10 protein-coding genes are annotated in these 12,762 nt (G+C 72.4%); 7 read left to right on the top strand and 3 right to left on the bottom strand.

All coding sequences use genetic code 11. The features are described from left to right. Positions 1 to 5: 5 nt before the first annotated feature. Together WME98_RS49335 and WME98_RS49330 are read right to left on the bottom strand one after the other, a co-directional pair. Positions 6 to 593, bottom strand: coding sequence for a hypothetical protein (locus tag WME98_RS49335; protein ID WP_437948457.1), 588 nt, complete (start codon positions 591 to 593; stop codon positions 6 to 8). Beyond that, on the bottom strand, positions 590 to 2,572 hold the full coding sequence (locus tag WME98_RS49330; RefSeq protein WP_437948456.1) for a hypothetical protein: 1,983 nt from the start codon (positions 2,570 to 2,572) through the stop codon (positions 590 to 592). Before WME98_RS49330 ends, WME98_RS49335 begins: the two co-directional genes overlap by 4 nt. 388 nt (positions 2,573 to 2,960) lie before the next feature. On the opposite strand from WME98_RS49330, the gene WME98_RS49325 reads away from it, so the two are divergent. Together WME98_RS49325 and WME98_RS49320 are read left to right on the top strand one after the other, a co-directional pair. Beyond that, on the top strand, positions 2,961 to 3,827 hold the full coding sequence (locus WME98_RS49325; protein ID WP_437948455.1) for an alpha/beta fold hydrolase: 867 nt from the start codon (positions 2,961 to 2,963) through the stop codon (positions 3,825 to 3,827). A 78-nt stretch (positions 3,828 to 3,905) separates the two neighbouring features. Continuing rightward, a complete protein-coding gene (locus tag WME98_RS49320; protein WP_437948454.1) occupies positions 3,906 to 5,096 on the top strand; it encodes a cytochrome P450 in 1,191 nt (396 codons plus the stop codon). A gap of 15 nt (positions 5,097 to 5,111) precedes the next feature. Here the strand turns inward: WME98_RS49320 and WME98_RS49315 are convergent, their stop codons facing one another. Further along, complete coding sequence (locus tag WME98_RS49315; RefSeq protein WP_437948453.1) at positions 5,112 to 5,978, bottom strand: fibrinogen-like YCDxxxxGGGW domain-containing protein; 867 nt, start codon at positions 5,976 to 5,978, stop codon at positions 5,112 to 5,114. A 780-nt stretch (positions 5,979 to 6,758) separates the two neighbouring features. On the opposite strand from WME98_RS49315, the gene WME98_RS49310 reads away from it, so the two are divergent. From WME98_RS49310 to WME98_RS49290, 5 genes are all read left to right on the top strand, one after another. Beyond that, positions 6,759 to 8,078 carry a CmpA/NrtA family ABC transporter substrate-binding protein gene (locus WME98_RS49310; protein WP_437948452.1) on the top strand — a complete coding sequence of 440 codons (1,320 nt, stop codon included), beginning with the start codon at positions 6,759 to 6,761 and terminating at the stop codon, positions 8,076 to 8,078. A 62-nt stretch (positions 8,079 to 8,140) separates the two neighbouring features. Further along, positions 8,141 to 8,938: a nitrate ABC transporter permease gene (ntrB, locus tag WME98_RS49305; RefSeq protein ID WP_061624617.1), complete on the top strand. Its 798-nt coding sequence runs from the start codon at positions 8,141 to 8,143 to the stop codon at positions 8,936 to 8,938. Positions 8,939 to 8,943: 5 nt separating this feature from the next. Continuing rightward, on the top strand, positions 8,944 to 9,774 hold the full coding sequence (locus tag WME98_RS49300) for an ABC transporter ATP-binding protein (protein WP_061624619.1): 831 nt from the start codon (positions 8,944 to 8,946) through the stop codon (positions 9,772 to 9,774). Further along, on the top strand, positions 9,771 to 10,652 hold the full coding sequence (locus WME98_RS49295) for an ABC transporter ATP-binding protein (protein WP_061624618.1): 882 nt from the start codon (positions 9,771 to 9,773) through the stop codon (positions 10,650 to 10,652). Before WME98_RS49300 ends, WME98_RS49295 begins: the two co-directional genes overlap by 4 nt. A 318-nt stretch (positions 10,653 to 10,970) precedes the next feature. After that, positions 10,971 to 12,710 carry a hypothetical protein gene (locus WME98_RS49290; RefSeq protein ID WP_437948451.1) on the top strand — a complete coding sequence of 580 codons (1,740 nt, stop codon included), beginning with the start codon at positions 10,971 to 10,973 and terminating at the stop codon, positions 12,708 to 12,710. Positions 12,711 to 12,762: the final 52 nt, after the last annotated feature.

Below are 12,762 nucleotides of genomic sequence, written 5' to 3'. Positions count from 1 at the left end.
GTGCCTCAGGAGGCGGTCACGGTCGGCGCCGGCTCGTCGCCGAGCCATTGCTCCTGGACGACGATCGCCGGCAACAAGGTGAACGGCCCGTCGTAGCCAGGGCCGAAGGTCAGGATCTGGATCACGCGCCGATCGCCGCGCCGGATCGGGAACATCACCTCGCCGCCGCGGGGGAGCTCGCTGCCGCCGCGGGGCGGATCGATCCAGAAGGCCACGCCCTCGGTCTTCCCGCCGAGCAGCGAGATGGCCGAGGCGGTGAGCTCGGGGCAGCGGATGCGCAGCCACTCCCTCATCCGGTAGGCGCGGCAGCCCGCGGCCGCGGGGCCGGTGCGGGAGAGGCGGACGCGCGGCGCGGCCTTCCACTCGGCGGCCGTGGGCTGCTTCGACGGCTCGGCGGGGAACGGCTCGGCGTCGAGGGGCCGCTCCTCGCCGGCGTCGGTCGCTGCGGCCGAGCGCGCGCCGTCCTGCTGCGCGCTCGCCGGGGCAGCGGCCGAACGCGCGCCGTCCTGCTGCGCGCCGGAGGTGCCGGCCGCCGCCAGGACGCCGGCCATGCCGGCGGCCATCCAGGCGATCCACGCGAAGCGCAGCCTCATAGCGTCTCCAGGAACGCCACGAGCGCCGCCCGATCCTCGGGCGACAGGTGGCTGGTCTTGCCCATCCAGTCGGCGTTCTGCTCGATCAGCTCCGCCAGCGTGCCGGCCCGCCCGTCGTGCAGGTAGGGCGGCCGCCCGCCCACGAAGCGCAGCGACGGCGTCTTGTACTCGGGGCGCGGATCCTCGTCGTACCCCGGCAGCGGCGGCCGCTTCGGCATCGGGTACGCCGTGCGATCGGTGTAATCGCTCGCGGGCACGTGGCAGCGCGAGCACTTCGCCTCGTCGCTGTGGAAGATCTCCCGGCCGCGCTTCGCCCGCTCGTCGGGCGCCCCGTCGCCGCGCGGCGGCGTCACCAGGCCCCGGCGGAGGAACATCGCGAGGTACGTGGCCCTGGCCGCGAGGCCGGCCGGCGTGTGGTCGATCGGCAGCCCGCCCCAGCGGTGCAGCCCCATGCCCGTCTGGAGCCTGCCGACGAGATCCTCGCTCTCGCCGTGCCAGCCGTACGGCCCGGCCGCGCCGACGTTGCCGGCGAGCATCGGGGTGCGCCGCGGAAACCCTTTCCTCTTCGCGACCTCCGGGATGTTCTCCGGCCGGCCGACGAAATTCGCATGCTCGCCATCGGCCGTGCTGAAGGTCGCCTCGCGCCAGACGTACCCGTCGTCGCGCCCGTCGGGGTGGCACCCCGCGCAGCCGAGATTGCCGCTCACCGTGCCGTCGAGCGCGTAGTAGAAGAGCCGGCGCCCCTTCGCGACCTCGGGGCCGAGCGGATCGTCGGCGAGGTGCACGAGCGCCGCCGGCCCCTCCGCCGCGGGCGCCGCGCCGGACGCTCCCGTCGCGACCGCACCCGCCGGCGCCGCGCCCGAGCCCGCCGCCGGATCGTGCAGCCGGAGCGCCGCCACGTCGCCGGTCGAGCGGCAGAACACCCACGCCGTCGCCTCGTCCGCGGACAGCGCGAGGCCGGTCGGCGCGCCGCACGTGCCGGCCACGCGGACGTGCGGGTCGTAGCGGCCGCCGACCGGGTAGCTCTTCACGATCGCGAGCGTCGGATCCACGGCGGTCGCGTCCACCTCGAGCACGAGGTCGTCGCCCTCGCCCGCGACGAGCAGCGTGCGCGCGCGCTTGCGGTAGACCGCGGCGCGCGGCTGGGTGACGGGCGTGACGCTCGCGCCCGGCAGCGTGATGACGCTCTCCGGCGTGATCACCTGCTCGGCGAACGCCGACCGGAGCACCGGCAGGTTGCCGTGGTGCGGCGGGGCGAGCGGCTCGTCCCGGCCGGTGATCAGCACGTCCACGGTCGCCGCGCCGAACCACGCGGCGTGGCCCATGGCGCCGAGCGCGTGCCGCGCCGCGAACAGCCGCCGCCCGTCCTCGGAGAGCGCCAGCGCATAGCCCAGCGACGCCGCGAGCCGCTCGCCCGACGGGGCGCGCAGCGGCGACGCGGGCAAGGCGACGCGCCGGACCCTCGGCGCCCCGCCGAGGTCGTCGATCCGCGTGAGATCCGCGCCGACGAGGTGGCTCACGTACGCGGCGCTGCCGTCGGGCAGCACGGCGACGCCCCGCGGCTCGCGCGCCACGTCGACCGTCCACCTCGCCCTCCCGGCCTCGAGGTCCACGGCCGAGACCTTGTGCGTCCACGCCGACGTCACGATCGCGGTCTTCTCGTCCGGCGTGACCGCGATGCCCCACGCGTCGGCGGGCAGCGGCACGCGGCCGACCTCGACGAGACCGGCCGACGCGTCCGGCCGGAAGATGAGCAGGAGCCCCGGGTCGCGGACCGTGGCGAGCACGCGCGCCTCGCGCCCGCCGAGCGCGAGCACCTGCGCGGGCCGCCCCGGCGCGGGCACGCCTGCGCCGGGGCGCGCGGGATCGAGCGGCAGCGGCACGACGCGGACGACGCCGTGATCCTCGTCGGCCACGTAGAGCGCGTCCTCGCGCGCCGCGCGGGCGAGGGCGCCCCCCTCGCGGACCGGCGCGCGCACGGGCGCTGCGCCGGGCGGCGCCGGCGGATCGACCGGGGCGCCCGCGCTGCCGACCGGGGCAGCGCCCGCGTCCGCGCCGGGGGCGGGGCCGCGGGAACAGGCGCTCGCTGCGAGCGCGAGGAGTGCGGCGAGAGAGCGTGTCGCGGGGCGGCGCAAAGGGATCGCCGGATCTTCGCCCGCCCTCGCGTCCCGGGTCAACGGCCCGGCGGCGCGCCGCAGCACGCCGGCGCGGGGCCGATGCGCGGCATCGAGCGCGCGCCGCTCCCCCAGGGCGCCGGGGACGCCCCGCCCAGCCCGGACGAGCGGCGTGAAGCGCTCGAGCGCCGCGGCCGACGATCTTCACGCGGCGTTTGATCCGTGAGCTCGAGCGAGCTATCGCCGCCTGGGTATGGAATCAGCATCTCTGTCGGGACATGGTATCTCGGACGGCGCCGACGCACCTCGGTTCATGGAGGCGAACGGCGCCCGCCTCGCCTATGCAGAGCAGGGGCAGGGCGATCCGGTGGTGTTCTTGCACGGGGCGGCCTCGGATCATCGGATGTGGGACCGTCACCGCGCCATCGTGGGCCAGCGGTACCGGGCCATCGCTTACAGCCAGCGCTATTTCGGGACCGGCGCGTGGGACCCGAGCTGGCCCCCGTTCGGCGTGCAGACGCACGCGGACGATCTCGTCGCGTTCCTCCGCGGCCTCGACGCGGGGCCCGTCCACCTGGTCGCGTGGTCCTATGCCGGTCACGTGGCCTTGACCGCGGCGCTGAGCCACCCCGAGCTGCTGAGGAGCGCTTTCATCTACGAGCCCGGGGTCCCCTCGTACGTCACCGATCCCGCCGAGCTGCGCGCGCTGGGGGACGACCTGAACGCCATGTTCGGCCCGGTCTTCGGGGCGGTGCAGCGCGGCGACAGCCGAGAGGCCTTGAGGCTCCTGCTCGACGGGTCGGGCCAGCGCCAGGGGTATTTCGACGCTCAGCCCGCGGAGCGACAGGCCGTCAACCTGGACAACGCGCGGACCATGCCGCTCCTCCTCTCGCAGCCGCAGCCGCCAGCCATCACGTGCGGGCAGCTGGCGGGCCTGAAGGTGCCGGTGACCGTCGCCCATGGCGAGCTGTCGCGGCCCACGTTCAGCGTGGTCTCCCGCGCGGCGGCCCGCTGCATCCCCGGGCAGCACCTGGTGGCCCGCGGGGCCACCCACATGTGGCCCGAGGAGGACGCACCGGCGTTCTGCGCCGCGGTGATGGGCTTCCTCCAGGGTCGCTGATCGGCGCCTTGCGGCGCGCCCTCGCGTCGGGCGACCATGCCCGCTCCATCCCTGACCCGCCCGGGAGGTCCTCGATCCATGAGCGAACGGCTGAACCTGATGTCCCCCGCGATGCTCGCCGACCCGTACCCCACCTACGCCGAGCTGCGGCGCGACGCCCCCGTGAGCCAGGTCGATCCGGGCGGCTTCTGGGCGGTGACCCGCCACGACGATGTCATCGCCGTCCTCAAGGACACCGCGCTGTTCTCGTCCGAGGGGTTCCGCGCCGCCACAAAGCCCGCGTGGCTCGGGCACAACCCGTTCGGCGACTCGATGCTCGTCCTGGATCCGCCGGCGCACGGCCGCCTGCGGTCGCTCGTGAACCGCGCCTTCACGCCCGCGGCCATGGCCCGCCTGGAGGCGCGCGTGCGCGCGTTCGCCGAGGACATCGCGGCGCGCTTGCCGCTCGGCCAGCCGGTCGACTGGGTGGAGTCGCTCGCCATGCCGCTCCCCGCCAGCGTCATCGGAGAGCTCCTCGGCCTCGATCCCTCCCTCCACGCGCGCTTCAAGCGCTGGACCGACGACCTCACCAGCATCAGCCCGGTCACGCCGGACATGACCGCGCGCATGGAGGAGATCCGCACCACCGTGCGAGAGGCGGAGCAGTACCTGACCGAGGTGCTGGCCAGCCGCCGCCGCGCGCCCGCCGACGACATGGTGACGGACCTCCTCCGCGCCCAGGTGGAAGGCCACTCGCTCACCGACGCCGAGCTGATGAGCTTCCTCTTCCTGCTCCTCGTCGGCGGCCTGGAGACCACGGTACACCTCCTGAACCACAGCGCGCTCCAGCTCATCGCGCATCCGGAGGTGCTCGATCGCCTGCGCGCGGAGCCGGCGCTGATCTCGAGGTTCGTCGACGAGGTCCTCCGGTACGAGCCGCCGGTGCGATCGGTGTACCGGCTCGTCATGGCCGACACCGAGATCGGCGGCGTGCGCCTCCAGAAGGGCGCGAAGGTGCTCGTGATGATCGGCTCCGCCTGCCGGGACGAGGCGCACTTCCCGGACGCGCACCGCTTCGACATCGACCGGGGCGGGGTCACGCACCTGCCGTTCGGGCACGGCATCCACTTCTGCCTGGGCGCGCCGCTCGCGCGCCTCGAGGCTCGCCTCCTGTTCACGGCGCTCTTGCCGCGCGTCCGCCGCCTGTCCCCGGCCGGGCCGCCGGAGTGGCGGCGCGCCCTCTCCATGCGCGGGGTGACGTCGCTGCCCCTCGTGGCGCACCCGGCCTGAGCGCGCCGGGCGCGCTCACCAGCGGGCCCAGCGCGAGATCCGCTTGACCCGCGTGTAGGGGCTGCCGTCGTCCGAGAGCCCGAACGACGTCGCGCTCAGGGTCCTCACGTGCGGCCCCCAGCCCTCGTCCTCGATCGGCGCGTCGTCGTCCGCGCCGAGGTTGTAGACGAAGCAGTGCCCGTAGTGCTGCGTGACCCCCACGTAGGAGCTCGCGCAGTTGCCGTCGCCCTTGGTGTCCGCGTCGAAGTCCGCCGACGACCACCCGGTGGCGAACTGCCACGTAAAGAGCTCTTCCTCCCCGGAGACGCGGATCGGCGTGAGGAGGTGCATGTCCGCGGTATCGATGCCCTCGGCCGTCGCGCGCATGACCTCGGCGACCGTCCCGGCGATGTCCTCGATCTCGTCCCGGTATTCCCGGCCCACGACGTACAGGGAAGGCTGGTAATGGTTGCCGGCGATCGACGGCTCCCCCTTGGCGCTGAGCCGGTCGGCATACAGGATCTTCCAGAACGCGATCGTGGCGCCGTCCGCCGCGCCGACGCTGTTGTAAACGAGCGCCCACCGATCGTCGTCGGCCGCCTCACCGCAGTAGGCCTGAAACGGCTCCTGCGGGCCGGAGCCGTCGGGGTCGAGCGTGTAGACGCCGCCCGGCGCGCTGGCCGGGACGGCGCCGCACCGCGCGTAGACGCACCCCTCGCTCACCTCGTCCTCGCACCCCACGGCGGGTCCGCCGCCGGCCCCGCCGCCGCCGCCGGAGCTCTCCCCGCCCGCGCCACCGCCGTCCACCAGGTGAAACGGCTTGTCGAGCCCGGCCACGGCCGTGCATCCGCAGGCCATGAGGCACGCCGCCGCCCACACCCATGTAGCGGACCCGCTCGTCATCTCCGTTTCTCTCCCTACCGCATCATGCCGTCACGCCCTGCATGGCGATGCGCCGCGCGGCGCGGACGCTACCGTCTCACCTTCGGCCTGGCAAGCCGCGCACACGGATCGGCCGGCCGCCCGAGAGCGCGAGCGAGCCCGGTGCAGGGGAGAGGCCCGCGAAGGCCGCCGGCGCCCGCGCCGCGGCGGCCCGCTCGGCCGGCCGGCCCCGGCGCGGCGCCAGCCGGAGCCGCTCGACGCGCCGGCGCCGCGGGACCGAGCGCGGACGCCGCTCGTCCCTCGTCGCTCGGGACGCGGCCACGACCTCTGCAAAGGATCTCGGAAGAGAAGAAGACAAATCGAAAAGGCGCCAAGAACGCCATAGACGAAGGCGACGCGAAGACAGCAAATCAGTCGTCGACATCGTCGACATCGTCGACCGCCGGCCCAGCGCGGGCGTTCCGTCCTGGCGCCGGCTCGCTGCCGACAGGCGATCGACGCGCACGACTTGAATGCAGAAAAAATATCCCACAGAAACTTGAATGAAACACGCATCCATGCATCGTCCTTAGCGGATCATGGGCCCATGTAGGGTCGAACCCATCCGGGCGCACGCCCGCGGCGAGATCGATCTCACGCCGTCGCTCCGCTGCGGAGCTGGCCTGGCTCACCCTCGGACCAACAGGCGATTTCCACGGGCGGCGCCTCCGGAGCGCAACCGTCCGTTCCACCCCGACCGGCGGGCGCGCGCCGCTCCACGCGCCCGCGGCTCCGCGGTCATTCTCAGCAAAGGACGATCGAATGAAGAGACGAGAACCTTCGCGTGAGGAACCGAGCGGAGCGCCCCTCCGCCGCCGGCGCTTCCTCGGCGGCGCCCTCGGGCTCGGGGGAGCGGCGCTCCTCCCCGCCTGCGGCTCGCGCTCCGACGAGCCGGGGCCGCCGGCCGCGAACGCCGCGCCGCTCGTCGCGACCGCCGACACGCCGGAGGTGTCCGATCTGCGCTTCGGCATCATCGCGCTCACCGACTGCTCGCCGCTCGTGATCGCCCACGAGAAGGGGTTCTTCAAGAGATACGGCATCAATTCGACCATCGTGAAGGGCGCGAGCTGGGCGGCGATCCGCGACTCGCTGTCGAACGGGGACCTCCAGGCGACGCACATGCTCTTCGGCATGCCGCTCGCCTCGACGATGGGGCTCCTCGGGTCGCCGAAGAAGCCCATGATCATCCCGTGGCTGCTCAACCGCAACGGCCAGGCGATCACGATGAAGAGCGACCTCAGGGGCAAGGTGGCCGGGGATCCCAAGGCGCTCCAGCCGTTCGTCGAGGAGGCGAAGGCGAAGGGCGCGCCCATGACCTTCGCTATGACGTTCCCGCCGGGGACGCACGCCATGTGGACCCGCTATTTCCTCGGCGCGGGCGGCGTCCACCCGGACAAGGACGTCGCGCTTGTGACCATCCCGCCCGCGCAGATGGTCGCCAACATGAAGGTGGGGAAGATGGACGGATTCTGCGTCGGCGAGCCGTGGGGCGCCAGGGCCATCGCCGATCAGATCGGATACACCGCCGTCACCACGCAGGAGCTCTGGAAGGACCACCCCGAGAAGGTGTGCGCGTTCACCGCGGAGTTCGCCGACAAGAATCCGAAGACGGTGAAGGCGGTGCTCAAGGCCCTCCACGAGGCGAGCGCCTGGCTCGACAAGCTCGACAACCGCCCCGAGCAGGCGGACATCGTGTCGAGGCCCACGTACATCAACTGCCCTCCGGAGCTCATCCTCGGCCGGCTGAAGGGGCAGTACGACTACGGCGACGGCCGCAGGAGAGAGGACAAGGATTACATGATCTTCAGCGACCGGGGCTGCAACTACCCGCAGCGGAAGTACGCGCTCTGGTGGCTCAGCCAGTTCCGGCGCTGGGGCATGGTGGAGGGGAGGCCGGACTACGAGGGCGTCGTCAAGCAGGTCATGCGCCCGGACCTCTACGAGGAGGCGATGAAGGAGCTCGGGGTCGCGCACGGCGGCCCCGATGACCGGCCCGAGACGCTGTTCGACGGCGTGACGTTCGATCCCAAGGACCCCGAGAAATACGCGACGTCGTTCCCGGTCAACGCCCTGAAGGGGTGATCCCCGACATCGCCGGGAGCCGACGAGGAGCGCGGCGGAGGGCCACGGTGAAGGAGTGCTGCATGAGCGAGGCGAAAGCGATCTCTCCCAGGATTCGAGTCGACCACATGATCCTGCCCCTCTTCGGGGTGGCGTGCGTGATCGGGCTATGGGCCGCCGCGAGCAGCCTGTGGGCCCAGACGCTGCCCTCTCCGCTCAAGACGTGGGAGGTGAGCAGGCCCTACATCTTCGAGCCGTTCGAGAAGCGGGGGGAGCTCGACCAGGGCATCCTCCGCTTCACGTGGTACTCGCTCCAGCGGGTCGCGAAGGGCTACACGCTGGCGATCCTGCTCGGGACGCCGATCGGCTTCTTCCTCGGCGCCTCGAGGCTGTTCAAGTCGAGCTTCGATCCGATCATCCAGATCCTCCGCCCCGTGTCCCCGCTCGCGTGGCTCCCGCTCGGCCTCGTGCTCTTCCAGAAGCCGGACCCGGCCGGCGTCTTCACCATCGCGATGTGCTCGATGTGGCCGACGGTCCTGAACACCGCGCTCGGGGTGCGGTCGATCCCGCAGGACTACATGAACGTCGCCCGGGTGCTCCGGCTCTCGCGCATGAAGACGCTGCTCAAGGTGCAGCTGCCCGCCGCGCTGCCGTACATGTTCACCGGCTTCCGCCTCAGCCTCGGCATCGCCTGGCTGGTGATCGTGGCCGTGGAGATGCTGACCGGCTCGCCCGGCGTCGGCGGCTTCCTCTGGCAGGAGTACAACAGCCTCATCTACGAGCACATCATCCTCTGCATCATCACCATCGGGGTCGTGGGCTTCCTCCTCGACGCGCTCATGAGCCTCGTCGAGCGCAGGCTCAAGCTGGCGGGAGGGTGACGGCGATGGCGCTCGTCAAGCTGCGCAACGTCGACAAGAGCTATGGCGCCGGGGCCACCCGCACCGAGGTGCTCCGGGACATCGACCTGGAGATCGAGAAGGGCGAGTTCGTCGCCGTCGTCGGCTACTCGGGGGCCGGGAAGACGACCCTCATGTCGCTCATCGCGGGGCTACAGCGGCCGGACGCCGGCGTGGTGACCCTGAACGGTAAGCCGATCGAGGGGCCGGGGCCCGACCGCGGCGTCATCTTCCAGAACTACTCGCTCTTGCCCTGGCTGACGGTCTACGAGAACGTCTATCTCGCCGTGGACCAGATCTTCTCGGCCTGGTCCGCGGAGAAGAAGCGGGAGCACGCCGAGCGCTACATCGCCATGGTGAAGCTCACCCCGGCCCGCGACAAGAAGCCGGCGCAGCTCTCCGGCGGCATGCGCCAGCGCGTCTCGGTGGCGCGCGCGCTCGCCATGGATCCGGAGATCCTCCTGATGGACGAGCCGCTCGGCGCGCTCGACGCGCTCACGCGCGCCACGCTGCAGGACGAGATCGCGCGGATCTGGCGGGCCACCCAGAAGACCGTGCTCCTCATCACCAACGACGTCGACGAGGGCATCCTCCTCGCCGACCGGATCGTCCCGCTCAGCAAGGGCCCGGGCGCCACGCTGGGCCCCAGCGTGATCGTCGATCTCGATCGCCCGCGGGATCGCAAGGCCCTCAACCGCGATCCGCGCTTCAAGGAGATCCGCGGCGCGGTCATCAACTACCTGCTCGGCCCGGGCGCCGGGCCGAGCGCGGGCAAGGGCGTGCCCGGCGCAGCGCGGAGCGCGGAGGCGGTCGCATGAAGAAGTATCTCGAGATCTGGAACGTCACCAAGACCTTTCCCACCCCGAACGGCCCCGCGGTCGTCGTCCGCAACTTCGACCTGAACCTGAGGAAGGGCGAGTTCCTGTCGCTCATCGGCCACTCCGGCTGCGGCAAGTCCACGGTGCTGTCGTTGGTCGCGGGCCTCAGCGAGATCACGAGCGGCGGCATCGTCCTCGCGGGCCGGCAGATCCACGGGCCCGGCCCGGACCGCGGGGTCGTGTTCCAGTCGCCGTGCCTGCTCCACTGGATGACCGCGCTCGAGAACGTCCTGCTCGGCGTGGAGCAGGTCCACCGGCAGAAGAGCAAGAAGGACTGCATCGAGATCGCGACGCACTACCTGGAGCTCGTCGGGCTCGAGGAGTCGATGCACAAGAAGCCGCGCGAGCTGTCCTCCGGGATGCAGCAGCGGGTCGGGCTGGCGCGCGCCTTCGCCCTGTCGCCCAAGATGCTCTTGCTCGACGAGCCCTTTGGCATGCTCGACTCGCTGACCCGGTTCGAGCTCCAGGAGGTGCTCATGAACCTGTGGGCCGATGACCAGAAGACCGCGCTGATGGTCACGCACGACGTGGATGAGGCCCTGTTCCTGTCGGACCGCATCGCGATGATGACGAGCGGCCCGGGGGCGCGGGTGGGCGAGATCCTGGAGGTGCCGTTTCCGCACCCCAGGGACCGCCAGGCGGTGCTCGACGATCCCATGTATTATCCTCTCCGAGAGCGGCTGATCGCGTTCCTGGAGGGACAGGCGCACAAGGACGAGCCCGCCGCGGACGGCGCGCAAGAGCCCGCCCCGGAGGCCGCCGTGAAGACGGGGCGGTTCTGGACCGCGCTCTGGAAGGGGAGCAGGTCGTCGGCGTAGCCCCGCGGCGCCATCGCTGCTTCCTCGTGAGCGCGCTCGGCGTCGGACCTCACCGAGGCGCGGTGTGCGGGCGCGCTGACCGTCCACGGCAGAGCTCGCCCCGTCGCGGAGCGTCGCAGCGCGCGGCTGTGCGCGCTGCGCTCAACGAGGCTCACCACCTCCGACAAAAAGTGAGGGATACGGCCGCCCTAAAGAACAAAAGCCACACGGACAAGCTGCAGTTGCGCGAATGTATCTTTCTCCTATCGCGTCGGTTTCAACCAGCGGTCGAGCGGGGGAAAGTGTATGCGCGTGTCTCGAATCTTCGCGGCTGTCGGTATGGTATGGCTCGCCGCCGCGTGCGGCTCGACGGGCGGCACAGGTTCAGGAGGGGGAGGCGGCGTCTCCGCCTCGTCGGGGATCTCGACAGGCACCGCTGCCGAGGGCAGCGGGGCCTCCGGCGGGGCCAACGCAAGCAGCGCGGGGGTGGGCGGCGCGGGCGCCGCGACCGGCTCCGGGGAAGGCGGCGCGGGCACCGGCGGCGACGGTGCAGCTGCGGGAACGGGCGGCGCGGCCGCGGGCACCGGCGGCGACGGCGCGGCCGCGGGAACGGGCGGCGCCGGTGCGGGCGCCGGAGGCGCGGAGACGAGCGGCACGGGCGGCGCGGGCGGGCCCGACACGGGGGTCGAGGTTCCGACCTGCGAGCCCTACGGCACCGCGTGCGCGAGCTCCGGCGACTGCTGCTCCGGCATCTGCGACAGCGCGACGGGGACCTGCGCCTCGCCCCTCAGCGTCTGTCTGGGGCCGGCCGCGGTCTGCGACGAGGCCTCCGACTGCTGCAGCCTCAACTGCACCGCGGGCAGGTGCGGCGCGGCCGCCTGCCTCGTCGACGGATCCGACTGCACGGAAGGCGGGGCCGCCTGCTGTAGCGGCATGTGCGTCGGCGGGACGTGCAGCGACGTCAACGGCGACGCCGCGTGCCAGACCGGCGGCAACCTGTGCACGGAGGACAGCCAGTGTTGCTCCCGGCTCTGCGGGCGCGACGGCCGCTGCGTCCTCAAGTCCTCGTTCTGTGTGCAGCGCAACGATGTGTGCACGAGCAACAGCGACTGTTGCTCCGGCGTGTGCGTGAAGCGGAGCGCGTCCGACGCCGCAGGCTACTGCGGCGAAGAGCCGGACACGTCGAGCCGCTGCAACAGCGGCGGCATCGACGGCGCCGTCTGCGACGGCTGCGGATTCTGCTGCAGCCGCGTCTGCGCGCCGTACGGCCCGACCGGGATCTCCGTCTGCCAGCCGCCGAGCGGCTGCCGCGTGAACGGCGCCCTGTGCAGGCGCAACGAGGACTGCTGCGGCGGTGACCCCACCGCCGATCTGCCAGGCGCCGGGACCGTGGTCTGCGACACGTCGGACGACCCGGCCGGGGAGATCGGCCGCTGCCGCAACCCCAGGATGTGCACGCCCCAGGGCGGCGTCTGCCACTTCAAGGACAGCTACTGCTCCGACACCTCGACCAGCGCTCCCAACAACTGCTGCAGCTACCTGGGGCACGCCAGCAACTGCCGCCTCGACGCCCTGGGCGTGCCGCGCTGCAACGCGCTGACGGAGTGCCGCGAGGCCGGCGACGACTGCGCCTCTTCCGACGACTGCTGCGACGGCGCGCCGTGCGTGCCGAACGCCGACGGACGGCTGCAGTGCTATGGCACCCCCGGAGAGCCGACGCCCCGGTGCGTGACCGAGGGTGGACCCTGCACGAACAACGGCGACTGCTGCGTCGGGACGACCTGCGAGCTCGATCCGGGCTCCGGCTCGGGCACGTGCACGCCCCCGAGCTCGTCGTCGGCCACGGGCGCCGGCGGCGGCAGCACGAGCGCGACCGGCGGCGCCGGCGGCGGCAGCACGAGCGCGACCGGCGGCGCCGGCGGGGCGGACAGCACGAGCGCGACCGGCGGAACCGGCGGCTCGGGCGGCAGCACGCCGGTTTGCGCGGAGTACGGCCAGCTCTGCGGCGCGACGTCCGAGTGCTGCAACGCCGGGGCGGTGCAGTGTTACAACGGCATCTGCCGCATCCCTCCGGGGTGACGCGGCGTGCGAACCCGCTCACCCGCGTCGATGCACCCGTGTCGAGGAGAAT

The organism is Sorangium sp. So ce296, assembly GCF_051529605.1.
In the GTDB taxonomy this organism is placed as follows: domain Bacteria; phylum Myxococcota_A; class Polyangia; order Polyangiales; family Polyangiaceae; genus Sorangium; species Sorangium cellulosum_D.
Note: the sequence above shows the minus strand (reverse complement) of the source record. Positions and strands in the feature narration are given on the sequence as shown.